Here is a 15,846-nt window from a genome sequence, read left to right on the forward strand (position 1 = left end):
TCGACTCTGGCAGTCACTAGGTAATGCGTCTCGCGGACCCCGCTCTTTGTTTCAACGAGGCAATTTCTGGCTGCAGTTTCTCATCTGGAGCGCTCTGGTGTGTGCACTGGCACGCCCCCACTGGATAGGCGAACCTATCCTGCTACCACAAAGCGGACGAGACCTCCTCTTGGCGGTGGATATTTCGGGCAGCATGCGCGTCGAAGACATGGTTATCGCCAATCAGGCGGTGCGCCGTATTGATGCAGTGCGCGACATCGGAGCCGAGTTTATCGAGCGCCGCGAGGGCGATCGAGTCGGCTTAATTTTATTTGGCAGCAGAGCGTACATGCAGTCGCCCTTGAGCTTTGATCGCGACACCGTGAAGCAATTTCTATCGGAGGCACAAATCGGCTTTGCCGGCAGTGAAACCGCCATCGGCGATGCCTTAGGCCTAGCGGTAAAACGCCTTCGCGATAAAGAAGACGGCGATCGAGTGGTCATCTTACTGACCGATGGCCAAGACACCGCCTCTAGCGTCGACCCATTAGATGCCACTGCACTAGCCGCCAATTACGGCGTGAAGGTCTACACCATAGGTATTGGTGCAGACGAAATGCTCGTACCGAGTTTATTTGGCAACCGTCGGGTTAACCCGTCAGCCGAGCTTGATGAAGAAACCCTGTCGGCCATGGCCGAATCTACCGGTGGGCGCTATTTTCGCGCCCGGTCACCAGAAGAACTGGCTAAAATTTACGACTTGCTGGATTTACTTGAGCCCACCCAAACCGACGGTGCGACCTATCGCCCCCAGCAGTCTATGCTGCACTGGCCACTCGGGGTCGCTTGGCTACTTAGCGTGATCTGGCTACTGCGCCAAAGCAATTTGCAGGCCGCTCTCAAAGGAGATGCAAATGAACCTGCCTGACTTGCATTTTTTGCGACCCGAGTGGCTGTGGTTACTGATACCCACCGCGTTTTTTGTGGCCCTTTTGTGGCGCCAAAAAAGCCAGCGCAGTGCGTGGTCTAACATTATTGCTCCGCATTTGCTGGTGCACTTACAATCTGGCGCACATAGACAAAAAACTCAGCACACCGCTAAATTATTGGGGCTGGCTTGGCTCATTGCCATTGTTGGTGCTGCAGGACCCTCTTGGGAACAAACCCCGGTACCGGTATCACAGCAAAAAGCGGCTTACGTTATTGTGTTGGATCTGAGCTACTCCATGTACGCCGAGGACACACAGCCCTCCCGTATCGTCAAAGCCAAACAAAAAATTCGAGATCTTTTGAGCTTACCCCAGGACACGCAGGTCGCGTTGGTCGCCTACGCAGGCGAGGCTCATGTTGTCACCCCCCTTACCGACGATTTGGGAACCATCGAAAATCTAATTCCGGCGCTTAATCCAGGAATGATGCCGGTTCCGGGCAGCGACCCTATCGATGCTTTTATGCGCGCCAAAGCCTTACTGAGCTCTTCTGGCGTACCGGGTGGGAGCATTCTTTGGCTGACTGATGACATCGAAACCAATCAGCTGAGCGAGCTTTCCGATTGGCTAGAAACTGCTGGTATTCGCTTGGCAACAATGGCAATGGGCACATCGGCCGGCGCACCTATTCCCTTAGGCAACGGCGGTTTTTTGCGGGACCAGAATTCGGAGATCGTGGTCCCGTCTGTGCCCATAACGCGACTACGAGATTTCACTGCAAGCCACGGTGGGTTGTTTTCTAACCTGACCTTGGATGATGCCGATGTCCAAGCGGCGGTAGATTTTATGGGGTCCGTCGAAGACCTGAATCGAACCGAAATCGAACGACAAGCCGACACTTGGGCTGACGCGGGCTTTTGGCTGGTAATTCCCTGGCTATTGGTTATGTTAATTCAGTTTCTGCGCAACCCAAGCGGCCGCCTTGCTGGTCTCGTGCTAATCGCCTCGTGTGCGACTCTGTCACACCCCTCACAGGTGCAAGCGCAAGATTGGCAATCGTTGTGGAAGACACCCAACCAACGCGCGGCAGAGCTTCTGCCCAAGGACCCAGCGGCCGCAGCTGAGCTCTTTGAAGACCCAAGATGGGCGGCCATTGCCGCGTACCAGGCAGAGGATCATGATCAAGCCAAAGTTCGATTTGAAGCACTTGAAGCGAACTCAGCCACCGATTGGTACAACCTGGGTAACGCACGAGCAAAGGCAGGCGAGCTGGAGGCCGCCTTAGAGGCTTACAACCAATCAATCTCATTGCAAGAAACCGAAGACGCTGTTTTCAACCGAGATCTTATCCAACAGCTACTTGATCAACAGCAGCAACAGCAACAAGACACGGATCAGCAAGGCGACGGATCACAGTCACAGCAAGATCAAAACAACTCAGAAACTGATGCAAATTCGGGCGAGCAGGAACAAAACCAAGAACAGAACTCCGAGAGCGAATCCAGCTCCAGCGACGCCTCTGAGCAAGCCTCAAATTCAGAGCGAGACAAACAGCAGGAGGAAGCTCAAGCACAAAGTCCACAAAACGAAGAGGCACAAGCGCAAGACAACCAAGAGCGAACTGCTGCAGAAAAATCGATAGACGAACAGCAGCAGGCCATGGCCCAACAAGCCATTCAAGAAGCGCGCGAGAACCAGGAGCAGCAGCAAGCGATGGAGCAATGGATACGACGCATCGAAGATGACCCGTCAGGCTTGCTGCGCGAAAAATTCCGCTACGAAAGTGAACGACGTCAAACTCAAGACAGGCCAAGAAATGACAAAAAGATTTGGTAACGACACACCCCTTTTGTGGGTCACCAGCCTCTGTTTGTTGCTGCTCAGCGCGTTAACCCAAGCAGCGGTCGAGGCACGTCTAGATCGCACCCAGCTCGCATTAGGAGACATCGTGACTCTCACGATCAGCTCCGACGGTTCTAACGATCTGAAGCAAATCGACCTGACTCCTCTAGAGCAGAACTTCGAGGTATTAGGCCAGTCGAGTTCAAGTAACATGCAGATTATTAACGGAGCAATGTCTCGCTCAGTAACACTGCGTTTAGATATCACCCCGAAGCGGCAGGGCAACTTACAAATCCCACCACTTCAAGCGGGCTCTGATCTTACCCAAGCGATTCGTGTCGAAGTCGGACCACCCGTGGTGGCGACAAGCGGCGACTCGACCCTTAACTTTCGCGCCGAAGTCGACCAACAAGCGGTCTACGTGCAGGGTCAGTTGCACCTAACGGTAACGATTGAACGTGCGATCAATCTCGATGATTTGAACGTTTCGGAGCTCAACATCGAAAACGCATATGTTCATACGCTCGAGCAGCAAACCTTTCAGCGCACCATTGCCGGTAAGCCATGGATCATTCACGAGCTGCGTTACGCCATCTTCCCAGAGCGTTCCGGGACACTCATTATTCCAAGTTTACGTCTGAGTGGCCGCGAAATTGTGGGCGGCGGCGGCCTATTTTCGCGTTCTCGTTCGGGGCGTTTGTTAACACGCAATACCGAGCCTCTTACCATTGAGGTCAAGCCCATACCCTACAATTACCCCAGCGATGCACCCTGGCTCGTCGCTGAGCAAATCACGCTTGCCGATAGCCTCGACGCTGTCACAGACATTACCGCGGGCCAAGCACTGACGCGGACGATCACGTTATCGGGTCAAGGCGTACAAGGCGTCCAGCTGCCTCCAGTGCCACAAAACCTGCCCGCTCAACTGAAGACCTACCCCGACCAACCCGTTATTCGCGATCAAGAAAGTCGCGACAATCTTCAGGGTGAGCGTATAGAAAGCACCGCTATTATTGCATCAACACCGGGGCCTATTACCCTGCCAGAGATCCGTGTTGTCTTTTGGAACAGTAAAACCAACACACTGGATGCGGCTATCTTACCGTCGCGAACACTGCAAGTTCTGCCCAGGGCCGATCAAGAGCCTGCGGGTGAACGGCCTCGCGATGCCTTCGTTATGGCGCCACCTCCGACGCGCGATCAAGCGCTGAATGAGACCTTAAGCTTAGAGGACCCGCCGACCCTTGCACCTAACAATACCCAGGTATGGCAGTGGATCAGTGCCGCTCTGGCCTGCTTATGGCTGATCACTCTTGCCTGGGCACTCGCGAGTCGAAAACACTCGAGCAACACGCCCCGTGAACCCAAGGTCTCAGTGGCCGACAACCCCTTGCAAAGTGCGATAAACGCCGCTCGAAATAATGACGCGGGCAGTTGTATACAGCACCTACACTCATTAGCGAACACATTGAGCCAGACCCAGCCGGGCCTCAGGCTTGAAGGTCTCGGGAAATCCGTCAACTCAAGCGAGCTCGAGCAAGCGATACAGAGACTATTAGAAACACAGTACAGTGCTAGCCCCCAAGTCTGGAAAGGTTCGGAGCTCGCCCAACTCCTCAGAGAGCAGCGACAGGCCCTGCAAAAGTTGCACCAGTCAGGACAAAGCACTGATCCCCTCGCTTTGTACCCCACTTAATGCTCGCACCGCAGCGCATTCCCTTGCGCTGCGGGCACAAACGCTTTATGAGGCTAGTGACTTAGACACGACCTCAAAGACATCTTTCGACAAATTCTCTTGTGCGGCTATGCGCTCTAGCTCTACCTTCATGCGCTGTGCGTAATTGGGATAATTGCGCCACTTGGTCAACGGCGCCAGCAACCGCGCCGCAATTTGCGGGTTTTTCTTGTTCAGATCGATTACCACATCGGCCAAGAGAGCATAACCCTGCCCCGACGACGCATGAAACTGAACGGGGTTGGCTGAACAAAAAGCCCCCACTACCGAGCGGATCTTATTCGGGTTCAAGTTGTCGTACGCGGGGTGAGCGAGCAAACGTGTTACGCGGGCCAAAGCGTCACCATATGGGTTCATCGCTTGTATTTGGAACCATTGGTTAACCACCAGGGGTTCATCGGCAAAACGCCGATAAAACGCATCAAAGGCCACCTCAGCACGTTTGCCCCCCACCGCGCCTAGGGTGCGTAAGGCACCTAAGCGGTCCGTCAAGTTATCGGATTTCTCCAATAAGCTTATGGCGATATCGGCGGCCTTATCAGGCTGTACAAAGCGCAAGTAATCGAGGGCTGTAAGCCTCAGAGCGCGTTCTGCAATTGCCGCACCTTCCGGCGCGTAAGCCCCTTCAATAGTAATATTCGCGAGCACCTCGAAGTGATCAATGAGGGCTGTCGCTAGGCTTGCTTTAACCGACTCTCGTGCCGTGTGAATGGCTATGGGGTCTGCACCCTGCGACTGGCTATGGACCTCGGCGATGTAATTCTCGCTTGGCAAGATCAAGCTCGTTGCGAGTACAGCTCGGTCACCATCCTGTTCTAGCATAGCCTGAATACTGGCGATGAGGGCCGACAAGGCAGCCTTCTCTCGACCCGAGATTGCCTCATCAACGGCTAGCAGGGCCAATGTTTGCAGGGCATCCCAGCGCAAAAAGCCGTCTTCTTCGCTGGTAATTAAGCGCTGTAAATCGTCGATGGACCAGTCCGCTTGAATTCGTACCGGGGCTGAAAAGCCCCGAAATAAAGCGGGTACCGGCTGCTCTTCAACGTCGTCGAATTCAAAGGTCTGCTCAGCTTGGGTAAGCCGCAATAGGGCTTCGGTATCACTGCGCTGCTCTGAGGCAGTATCCACAAGAGCGAAGCTTAAATTCCCCCGGCTTCCCACCAAGCCCATCAACACCGGAATATCGAACGGCTGTTTGACGCTCTGACCAGGTGTGGGAGGACAGCTTTGTGAGAGCGTGAGCGAATAGCGTTTTTTCTCAGCATCATAAGAGCCCGTCGCTCTCACAACGGGCGTACCCGATTGCGAATACCAGCGCTTAAACTGCGTCAAATCAATCCCGCTAACGGCTTCCATCGCAGCCACGAAGTCATCGCACGTAACCGCCTGTCCGTCGTGCCGATCAAAGTACAAATCGGAGCCTTTGCGAAACAATTCAGGCCCCAATAAGGTGTGCAGCATGCGCACAACTTCGGCCCCTTTTTCGTACACTGTTAGCGTGTAAAAGTTCGATATTTCTATGAAGGAATCAGGCCGAACAGGGTGCGACATCGGACCCGCGTCTTCCGCAAATTGCGCGGTTCTAAGCAAGGTCACGTCTTCGATTCGCTTAACCGCGGCTGAACCCATATCTGAGGAAAACTGGCTATCTCTGAATACTGTAAAACCCTCTTTTAGACTCAGCTGAAACCAGTCTCGGCAGGTGACTCGGTTACCCGACCAATTGTGAAAATACTCGTGCGCCACAATGGCCTCGACCCGCTGGTAGCCTTGATCGGTTGTAACATCCGGACTGGCTAATACCGCCGACGTGTTAAAAATATTGAGGCTCTTGTTCTCCATGGCCCCCATATTAAAATCATCAACCGCGACGATATTAAAGAGCTCGAGATCGTATTCACGCCCGTAGACTTCTTCATCCCAACGCATCGAACGTTTAAGAGCGTCCATTGCAAAATCACACTTATTGAGATCCTTGGGTTCAACAAAAATACGTAAGGTCACCGCATCGCCCGAGGCGGTCGTGAAGCTGTCCTCAATATGCGCTAAATCGCCAGCAACCAACGCGAACAAATAAGCGGGCTTCTTGTGGGGATCATGCCAGACGACGCGATGGCGACCGTTTTCGAGTGGCGCAGCCTCAATCTGATTACCATTGCTAAGTAACACGGGGTAACGCTCACTGTCGGCAGTAATGCTCACCGTAAATACTGACATCACGTCTGGCCGGTCAAGATAATAAGTAATCTTCCTAAACCCTTCGGCCTCACATTGTGTGCAAAACATCGTCCGCGAGCGATATAACCCTTCGAGCGATGTATTTGTTTCGGGATGTATCTCAGTGAGTATTTGTAGCTCAAAGTGGTCGGGGACATTGCTAATCGTTAAAGAATCAGGATCGAGTGAGTACTCATCGCTATTGAGCTCTCGCCCGTCAACAGATAGCGATAGTAGTTTCAGCTCCTGACCGTCAAGCACCAAAGGCACGTCCTTGCCCCCTTCTCGAGCAAGGTTGAGTGTCGATTTAACAAAGGTGCGCTCATCGTACAAATCAAAGTCAAGCGTCACGCTCGAAATAGAAAACGCCGAAGGCTGGTAATCAGCCAAACGAATGGCTTGTGGTTGTGCGTCACGCATGGTGTACTCCTAGTAACTCAGGCGCAGCTCATAGCCGCCAAATTTACGAATATTTAGAACGCCCGTATCGAATATTAAATACTGCCCTTTAATGCCCATAAGACACCCTTCAACAATGGCCTGCTTGTCGAAGTTAAGCGCTTTGACTTTGGTGGGATACGCTGTCACGGGGAATGCAATATCTACGGGGGTTTGATCCTCTAACCACTGAATCGATTGGATGCCATGCGTATGCTGCAATTGCGCCAATTCAGACGCGTAGAGAGTTTTGATCTCATCGCGCTTTACAACCAAATCCATGGGCTCCGCAACCCCTTTTAACATGGCTTGCCATGCGGTTTTGTCGGCGACCGATTGGGCAATCTGCACTTCCAAAAGACCAGACAAGTGGCGGCTACTCACGCGCGCAATCGGCAACGCTTGCGACGCACCCTGATCAATCCAGCGCGTTGGAATCTGGCTGTGTCGCGTTATCCCTACTTTCAAACCCGAGGTATTGGCTAAGTAGACAAAGTGGTCAATATTGCAATTCGCTTCACCCCATTCGGGTTCGCGACAAGTTCCCGCCGCAAAGTGACAACGCTCGGGGCTCATGATACACGTATCGCATTGCGCCAATTTTTTGAAACAGGGGTAACAATAGCCCTGATTAAAGCTTTTCTTAGTCAACCGTGAGCAGGCAACGCACTGAATGACGCCCGTAAACTCAAGCCTCACTGTCTGCCCAATGAGCGGGTTTAACGCTACCGTTTTCTCACCCAGAGGCAAGTCGTATTGCACCACATCGCCCAACCCGGAGTGCATTTTGGCGACATAGCCCTCACTTTGGGTCATTGTTATGACTCCACACCAAGGCCACTTCATCATCACACTCTTCACCCGCTTTATGGCCTTTATCGATGTAGCCAATGCGCTCTTCGGGCGGCAAATTCAGCTCGCCATAGGCAATAACAGCCTGCATTACGTGCTCGCGTTGATGAGGCTCAAGCACACTACCGTCAGGCCAACGACCTATTTCAAGTGCCGTGACGAAACGACGGTATACATCTGGACTTAGCCGCGCGACGGCATCCTGGTAAGAATCAGGCATAAAGTTCCCTAATTACGATTGTTTTGCTGCATAGAAAATACGGTGCGAACTGCTAATGCGATCATCACGCCAGCCAACAAACCACCGACATGCGCGTGGTTGGCAATGCTGCCAAACCCTAGCACATCAATAAAGCCTGTTAAACCAAGTAACAGCCAGCCCAGCATGAAGTACAGTAAAGTGTTCGAGGGCGGAACACACCATCGAGGTGACAACTTACCCCCCAACCAAACCATGGCCAGCAGGCCGTACACAAGACCCGATAGACCGCCAAATATCGAGGGCTCGGACAGTTCTGCCTGAGCCACATTAGCCACTATCGCAATGGCAATGTATGCGGCAAGCGCCCAGGCCGCGCCGAGCGCATGCTCCACACGCCGCCCAAACTCCCAGACCCACAGCGAATTAAACACCACGTGCATCCACCCAAAGTGCAGTATGGCGGGGGTAATCAATCGATACCACTGGGGCGGCTCGCCGCTCAAAGCCCAGCCTTGATCGGTAACCATAAGTGGGTAATAGGTCAAAGCAGTAAGCCAAGACCATTGATCAAACACATGAATCGCCAAAAATACGACTAAACTGACAAGAATAATGCTCAGTGTCACAGGTGCTTTAAGAAAAGCTGTCACTAGCGCAGTCGCACTACTCGGTCTCCTTTGAGGCGCAGTCAGAATGCCCGTGCTCATATCCGCATGTAAACGTCTCGCCACATCGACGTGCATAGGTTGCAACACGTATAAGGTGATGTGATCGGCTTGATGCAACCAGTGATGTCCAATCTTACATCCCCATAAAAGCTTGCTCAGTGCCTTTACTTCGGCTTCTGAGTACAGAGACAACACTTCAAAACCCGAATTCAACTCACCGTCCTAATCGACCAGGGCCGCACTCCAGCGCAGTTTGTCTCTGCAGCTGGCATAAAAACTGTGACCCACAGGATGCAAAAGGGTCAGTCTATGCGGCTTTTTCTTGATTAACACCGAATCACCCGGGCGCGCTGTGATATTGGTCTGTCCATCGCAAGTGACCGGCGGATGAATACGATTACGCGGCAGAATATCAATCCTTATGTCGGAATTACCGTCTACTACAATGGGTCTAGAACTTAGCGCGTGAGGAAACATCGGCACCAAAACTACCGCATCTAAGGACGGGTGCATAATAGGGCCACCACCACTCAAGGAGTACGCCGTCGAGCCAGTAGGCGTCGATACAATCAAGCCGTCGGCGCGCTGGCGATAGACGAACAAATCATTGATATAGAGCTCGTACTCTATCATTTGCGCAGACGTGCCGGAATTGACCACCACATCGTTCAATGCATCGGCCTTAGCAACAACCTCATCATTACGAATAACACAAGCATCTAATAAAAACCGTGATTCCGACTCATACTGCCCGTCGAGAATAAGCGGGATCGCGTGAAGCAGCTGATCAGGGTTGATGTCCGTTAAAAATCCTAATCGCCCCCGGTTGACCCCAAGTACGGGGACCTCATGCCGCGCAAGCGTCCTGGCCGCACTCAGCAAGGAACCGTCACCACCAATCACAATCGCCAAATCGGCTTTTCCGCCAATCTCTGACCGCTCGGCGAAACTATAGCTGACGTCGTCAGGCAATCCTGATCGCAAACGATCCTCCACAATCACCTGGTGGCCGCGCGCGCCCAACATCTCGAGCATGGCCGCAAGAGCAGATGCAAAATCTGCGTCATGGCTGCGCCCCAGTACCCCGATTGTCTTAAATGGTGATGGCATAAGTTTTATTATTCCGCGATAAAGTCGCAGTTTAGCCTCTGTGTGAGCTCAGGCCAACGTTGTTGCCCTCTAGCACTTGTTCAGCGCGATAACTGGATCTAACCATAACGCCAGAGACCACCTCTAAAAAGCCCATCGACAACCCCAGCTCGCGATAAGCCTCAAACTCTTCAGGGGTCAGATAACGATCAATGGGATAATGATTACGCGTGGGCTGCAAGTATTGACCAAACGTGACGATATCGACCTTGGCGGCTCTAAGATCATGCAAACACTCTTCGACCTCTTGGCGCGTTTCGCCCAAGCCTAGCATCAGACTGGTCTTAGTTAAGACGTCTGGACGATGCCGCTTAGCATGCGCCAACACCTCGAGCGTCTGCTCATAACCCGCACGCGGATCGCGCACCGGGTGCGTCAAGCGTTTAACCGTTTCCACATTCTGGGCGAACACCTGTAAGCCCGAATCCACAACGACTTCTACTGCTTTAAGATCCCCCAGGAAATCGGGAGTCAGAGCCTCTACTGCCGTATCCGGATTGCGTTCCCGAACGGCTTGCACACACGCCGCGTAGTGTGCCGCACCACCATCGGGTAGATCGTCACGATTCACCGAAGTCAACACTACATACTTGAGCCCCATTAACTCAACCGATTTCGCGGTATTTTGGGGCTCTTCTGAGTCCAACCAACCCTTTGGGTTGCCCGTGTTGACTGAACAAAAACGACAGGCTCTGGTACATACCTCACCCATCAACATGATGGTGGCTGTTCCCCGACTCCAACACTCGCTCATGTTTGGGCATTTCGCCTCCTCGCAAACGGTCGCCAGCCGATGCTCGTGCACAATACTTTTAACGGCTTCGTATTTAGGTCCGCCCTGTGCTTTAACCCGCAGCCACGAGGGCTTTTTCAGCGGCGTGTATTCCACCTGGGTTTTCTTGATGCCATCTTTGATCGCCTTAAAACCCTGAGGCGTCGTGTACTTTTCACCGCTGTGAATTTGCACTACTGGAATTTGATTCTGATCGCTCAAATCTCACCTCTGCTGCTGGCCGAGCTCAACGTTTACAAAGGTTCTATTGTACTGGCTTTTACCGGCGATCGGTAATCGAGTTTTCCAAAGCTCGTGTGTGTGGTAATACTCCACACAATACCGTGTCTCTGAGAAGGGCGAGACGATAAAGTTTGCGCCAGAGCAAACGCTCGTTCACTAATAATAGGCATTCGAGATTCTCTGCAGTAATATTGTGCTCATAAGACGAAGCGAGAACCCTATGCACTTTCACTACACTGTCACTCAGGGCGACAAATTCAGCGACTGCATTGCGCAGATTGAGGCTTTTCTGCCATCGGATACAGAGGCCATCATCTTACTCGCTACGTCGGATAACACCTGGAATATGAATGAAGTCAGCGACTGGTTACGACAAAGCAAAATGCCTATCGCTGGTGGCTTCTTCCCCGGCGTCATTGCGGCCCAAGAAAAATACCAACACAACACCATTGTCGCTCTCTGTAGCACGAGACCACTGCGCAAATGCCTAGTGAATGGCCTCAGTAAGGGCGAAAACTTTATCTATGCGCAGCTGTCGCAATACATTGGCGCTAAGGAAGAAGGCAAACCCTATCTCGTACTCATTGATGGTTTGAGCCAAAATATCGAGCGTTTCACCGACGTATTTTATCGCACCATGGGTGAAAGTACGGCAACCATCGGCGGCGGAGCCGGATCTCTCGACTTTATTCAAAAACCCTGTCTATTCACCGAAAACGGCATAGCGGAAGATGCGGCGTTGATTGTCGAGTTACCCTCACCACTCAGTGTCGGCATTCAGCATGGCTGGGAGATCTGCGCAGGGCCGCACTTAGTGACCGAGTCTTGCGGAGTTGCGGTAAACCAACTCAACTTTACCGATGCCTTAGAGATCTATCGAGATGAAATTCTGGCGCATAGCGGCATCAATCTCACTGAACATGACTTTTTTGATGTCGCTAAACAGTTCCCTTTAGGCATTGAAAAACTCGATGCCGAGCCTTTGGTTAGAGACCCGATCCAGGCCGATGGTAATACGCTGATCTGCGTTGGCGAAGTACCGCAAAATGCCATGATCTACTTGTTGCAAGGCCATACACAAAAACTGACACAGGCAGCAAAACTCGCGGCAAGTAATGCGGTTGAAGCACATAAAAAACACTGCGACACAGCCCTGTCGACCTGTTTTACCGTGGACTGCATTTCCCGCGTATTATTCATGGATGCTGACTTCACGCAAGAGCTCAGCAGCATCAACAGTGTGTTACCGGAGCAGGTCATACACATTGGCATTTTGAGTCTTGGCGAAATCGGCAATGTCGACTCGGGCCCAATCGAGTGGTTAAACAAAACAACTGTAGTTGGCGTACTGTAGCATGCAACCATTCCAGCTGATCTCGATTCAGCACGAACTTGCCATGGCTATCGGGCAAGACCGCAAGCTTGAAGAACTTTTGGGTCAATTCAGTAAGACCGCGACTCGGCGACTCGGGTTAGCGGGCGTAAGCTGGTACCTGTATAACGCTTTACTGGCCAATGATGGCGAAGAGAACGTCGACGACAATAACCTTAGCCACTTTTTTAGCCTCCCACATGCCGCCAACCCGGTCCCAGCAAACCCATCCGACGAGCCCAGCAAGTCATGGCAAACAGGTGGCTTTTGGATCTATCAACTCAAGCTTCCTAAAGCGGGGTACTTACTGCTAGTTCGTAAGAGCAAACCCATAAGCAATGCAGTCATTGCCGCTTTGCTCCCCATTGCCGAAAAGCTAGCTCAAAGCATCGTCGGGTGTATCGAACATGAAGCTCTACTTAAATCAAACCTGTTATTAACCGAAGCTCGGCAGCGCCTTAATCATCAGCTACAGCACGATGATTTGACGGGCTCATTGAATCGACACGGATTACTGACACAACTCGACCAATGGACACAGAGGCAAACACCGAGTTTTGGGGCCTTGCTCTTCCTCGACTTGGACCGCTTCAAGTGGGTCAACGATAGTTTTGGGCATCACGTCGGCGACGACTTACTCTGCAGTATCACTCAACTCCTGCAGCTACTGACCGGCGAGAAAGGACGTATTGCGCGTTTGTCGGGTGATGAATTTGTCATCCTTCTCAAGAGCACCAACTCCGTACGAGAAGAGGCAGAGTCAATCGCGTTAGACTTGGGGCATCGGATAAATGAGCGCTTAATCTCGCCCATGAAAGCAGGCCGCCATCAGTTTCAAATATCGGCCAGTATCGGCGTAAGAGTGTTTAACGCACAAGAAACCGACTACGCCCTTATCCTGCGAGATGCCGATATCGCCATGTATCAGTCCAAGGTACACCGCAACAACAGGACCGTACTGTACCGGCCAGAAATGTCCCAGGCCCTAGACCAGCAATTGGATAAGGAACGCGAGTTACGTAGCGCAATCTTGCAGGGCAGAGGTTTCAAAATGAGGTACCAAGCTCAGGTCAATAAGCAAGGCGACATTAGCGGTGCGGAGGCTCTAATTCGCTGGGATCACCCCGCTGAAGGACAGTTATTACCAGATCGCTTTATCAAGTTAGCGGAAGATATCGGCATTATGCGAGAGCTGGGCGCTTGGATTGTCAAACAGGTACTCGCAGACTTTAAAACCGCATTGGACAGCGGACTTCCGCCGTCGTTCGAGCGGATCAGCATTAACATATCGCCCAATCAACTTGAACAACGCAATTTCGTTGAGTGGCTTACTGACACTCTGCAGCAGTTCGGGGTCCCAGCCGAACGGGTGTGTCTAGAGCTCACGGAAAATGGATTTGTGGGGAGTGTTGAACCCATCATTCAAAAAATAAGACGCCTTACTGAACTCGGGGTTCACGTCGCTATCGATGATTTTGGCACAGGCTACTCGAGCCTGCGTTATCTGCAAGAATTACCGATCGACATCGTCAAAATTGACAAGGCGTTCATACGAGGTGTGGATAAAGATGCTCGAACGGCCAATCTTTCCGAATCCATCCTGAACTTGTGTCACGCGCTTAACATGAAAGCTGTGGCAGAAGGTATCGAAACCCAAGGAGAAGCCGACGCTTTAATCTCGCAGGGGTATGAGCGCCTGCAGGGGTTCCTCTACTCTAGACCGGAACCCCTGGATACACTTCTTGCACGTTACAAGTCGTAGCCGCGCTCGTCATGTAAGACAAGGTCCAAACCCTGCGTTTCGTCATCGACATCTACACGCAAACCCAACAGCGCATCCACCACCTTCAGCAACACGTAAGAGACCACCGCCGTAAACACTAAGGTGCTTATAACTCCGATGGCTTGCACAGTCACCTGTCCACCCACGGAGTTGATACCTTCGGAAAAGCCGTTACCCGACAGAATTCCAATACCTGGCGCGCAGAATACGCCGGCCAATAGGGTACCCAGAATCCCGCCAACACCGTGAACCGGGAATACATCTAAACTGTCATCGATTTTCAAGCGCAGTTTAATAAACAGAGTCGCGTAGTAACATACCACGCCACCGGTCAAACCAATCAGCACGCCGGCCGCTGGCCCCACAGAGCCCGAGGCAGGAGTGATACTTCCAAGGCCGGCAACCATACCGGTCACAATACCTAAGACCGAAGGCTTGCCATGCTTAACCCACTCCATTGTCATCCATGCGAGCGCACCCGCCGATGCAGACAAATGCGTCACCAAAATGGCTTGAGCCGCACTGCCATCTGCTGCCAATGCCGATCCACCATTAAAACCAAACCAGCCCACCCACAACATTCCCGCACCAGTGACCGTCATGGTTAAGTTGTGCGGAGGAAGCGGCTGATTTCCGTAACCTTTTCTGGGACCCATCACGACCGCCGCTACAATTGCCGCGACGCCAGCAGTGATGTGTACGACTGTACCACCGGCGAAATCTTGCAAACCCATGCCTTGCAACCAGCCACCGCCCCATACCCAGTGGCAAACAGGTGCGTAAACCAATATCAACCACAGTGAGCTAAACAGCAGCATGGCAGAAAAACGCATACGCTCGGCAAACCCACCCACGATTAACGCGGGCGTGATGACCGCGAAGGTCATTTGGAACATCGCAAAGGCCATAGAGGGTATAGAACCTGACACCGACTCGCCCGACATCGCCGCTAAAAATACATTGCCGAGATCACCCACCCAGGGGCCCTGGTCATCGGTGCTGCCAAAAGCTAAGGTGTAACCTAAACCAAACCAAAGTAGTGACATCAACCCGGTCAGCGCAAAACATTGCATCAGCACAGACAAGACGTTCTTAGAGCGCACAAGCCCTGCGTAAAATAGCGATAAACCGGGTATCGTCATAAACAACACCAGAGCACTCGAGCTTAATATCCAAGCGGTATCACCCGATGAAACTTGGGCATTAGCTGATGATGCGAAAAACAATAGACATAATGCTGACGCGGCAGCATAAACTGGCTTGAGCATAGAAATTCCTCTTGCGGAGATCTTTATTTTGTACCGAAGTGTACGAGCAAAAGAACTAAAATCCAGTTTCTCCGCCACAGAAATCAAAATGCACCAAAACATTGCACGTTTAGGGCCGTTTGCACCATATCGGCACCCTTTTTGTCGGATTTTGGTGCATCGAAATTCAACACTTCAATGCTATACTTCGCGTTTTACGCGGGGTCAAAATCATGCAAATTGCTAAAAATTCGGTCGTAACGTTCCACTACACCTTATCCAACATTGGGGGTGAAGAACTCGAATCGAGCGATCAAAATCAACCCGCACTGTATCTGCACGGGCACAACAACATTATGCCCGCGCTGGAAACCGCACTCGAAGGCAAGCAGGCTGGTGACGAACTTTCAGTCACCCT

13 protein-coding genes are annotated in these 15,846 nt (G+C 52.1%); 6 read left to right on the top strand and 7 right to left on the bottom strand.

All coding sequences use genetic code 11. The features are described 5' to 3' along the window. The first annotated feature begins 97 nt into the window (after positions 1–97). From ACTF5Z_RS05850 to ACTF5Z_RS05860, 3 genes are read left to right on the top strand one after another with little or no spacing between them, the layout of a single operon-like run. Positions 98–907: a vWA domain-containing protein gene (locus tag ACTF5Z_RS05850; RefSeq protein WP_438984859.1), complete on the top strand. Its 810-nt coding sequence runs from the start codon at positions 98–100 to the stop codon at positions 905–907. Further along, positions 894–2,744 carry a vWA domain-containing protein gene (locus ACTF5Z_RS05855; protein ID WP_438984860.1) on the top strand — a complete coding sequence of 617 codons (1,851 nt, stop codon included), beginning with the start codon at positions 894–896 and terminating at the stop codon, positions 2,742–2,744. Before ACTF5Z_RS05850 ends, ACTF5Z_RS05855 begins: the two co-directional genes overlap by 14 nt. Continuing rightward, positions 2,725–4,446, top strand: coding sequence for a BatD family protein (locus ACTF5Z_RS05860; protein ID WP_438984861.1), 1,722 nt, complete (start codon positions 2,725–2,727; stop codon positions 4,444–4,446). Before ACTF5Z_RS05855 ends, ACTF5Z_RS05860 begins: the two co-directional genes overlap by 20 nt. Before the next feature lie 45 nt (positions 4,447–4,491). Here the strand turns inward: ACTF5Z_RS05860 and pepN are convergent, their stop codons facing one another. The 6 genes from pepN to lipA are packed head-to-tail and all read right to left on the bottom strand — an operon-like array spanning position 4,492 to position 11,005. Beyond that, positions 4,492–7,122 (bottom strand): aminopeptidase N, encoded by a 2,631-nt coding sequence (gene pepN, locus ACTF5Z_RS05865; protein WP_438984862.1) that lies wholly within the window; start codon positions 7,120–7,122, stop codon positions 4,492–4,494. A 9-nt stretch (positions 7,123–7,131) separates the two neighbouring features. Further along, entirely contained in the window at positions 7,132–7,956 is an 825-nt protein-coding gene (locus ACTF5Z_RS05870; protein WP_423850373.1) for a DUF2797 domain-containing protein, read from the bottom strand. Further along, positions 7,943–8,212 carry a DUF1315 family protein gene (locus tag ACTF5Z_RS05875; RefSeq protein WP_438984863.1) on the bottom strand — a complete coding sequence of 90 codons (270 nt, stop codon included), beginning with the start codon at positions 8,210–8,212 and terminating at the stop codon, positions 7,943–7,945. Before ACTF5Z_RS05875 ends, ACTF5Z_RS05870 begins: the two co-directional genes overlap by 14 nt. Before the next feature lie 8 nt (positions 8,213–8,220). Next, the gene (locus ACTF5Z_RS05880) at positions 8,221–9,075 is read right to left on the bottom strand and encodes a rhomboid family intramembrane serine protease (protein ID WP_438984864.1); all 855 of its coding nucleotides are present in this window, start codon (positions 9,073–9,075) and stop codon (positions 8,221–8,223) included. 9 nt (positions 9,076–9,084) lie between these two features. After that, positions 9,085–9,972 carry an NAD(+) kinase gene (locus ACTF5Z_RS05885; protein WP_438984865.1) on the bottom strand — a complete coding sequence of 296 codons (888 nt, stop codon included), beginning with the start codon at positions 9,970–9,972 and terminating at the stop codon, positions 9,085–9,087. Positions 9,973–10,003: 31 nt separating this feature from the next. Then, entirely contained in the window at positions 10,004–11,005 is a 1,002-nt protein-coding gene (gene lipA, locus ACTF5Z_RS05890) for a lipoyl synthase (protein WP_438984866.1), read from the bottom strand. A 241-nt stretch (positions 11,006–11,246) separates the two neighbouring features. Between lipA and ACTF5Z_RS05895 the strand changes: the two genes are divergently transcribed. Further along, positions 11,247–12,380 carry an FIST signal transduction protein gene (locus ACTF5Z_RS05895; protein ID WP_438984867.1) on the top strand — a complete coding sequence of 378 codons (1,134 nt, stop codon included), beginning with the start codon at positions 11,247–11,249 and terminating at the stop codon, positions 12,378–12,380. Position 12,381: 1 nt separating this feature from the next. Then, positions 12,382–14,160, top strand: a complete 1,779-nt coding sequence (locus tag ACTF5Z_RS05900) for a putative bifunctional diguanylate cyclase/phosphodiesterase (RefSeq protein WP_438984868.1) — start codon at positions 12,382–12,384, stop codon at positions 14,158–14,160. Here ACTF5Z_RS05900 and ACTF5Z_RS05905 read toward each other — a convergent pair. Next, positions 14,148–15,449: an ammonium transporter gene (locus ACTF5Z_RS05905; protein ID WP_423850290.1), complete on the bottom strand. Its 1,302-nt coding sequence runs from the start codon at positions 15,447–15,449 to the stop codon at positions 14,148–14,150. The genes ACTF5Z_RS05900 and ACTF5Z_RS05905 overlap by 13 nt on opposite strands. A gap of 212 nt (positions 15,450–15,661) precedes the next feature. Between ACTF5Z_RS05905 and ACTF5Z_RS05910 the strand changes: the two genes are divergently transcribed. After that, positions 15,662–15,846: FKBP-type peptidyl-prolyl cis-trans isomerase (locus ACTF5Z_RS05910; protein ID WP_438984869.1), on the top strand; the 185-nt coding region annotated here is incomplete at its 3' end.

The organism is Aequoribacter sp. (assembly GCF_965659035.1).
GTDB lineage: Bacteria > Pseudomonadota > Gammaproteobacteria > Pseudomonadales > Halieaceae > Aequoribacter.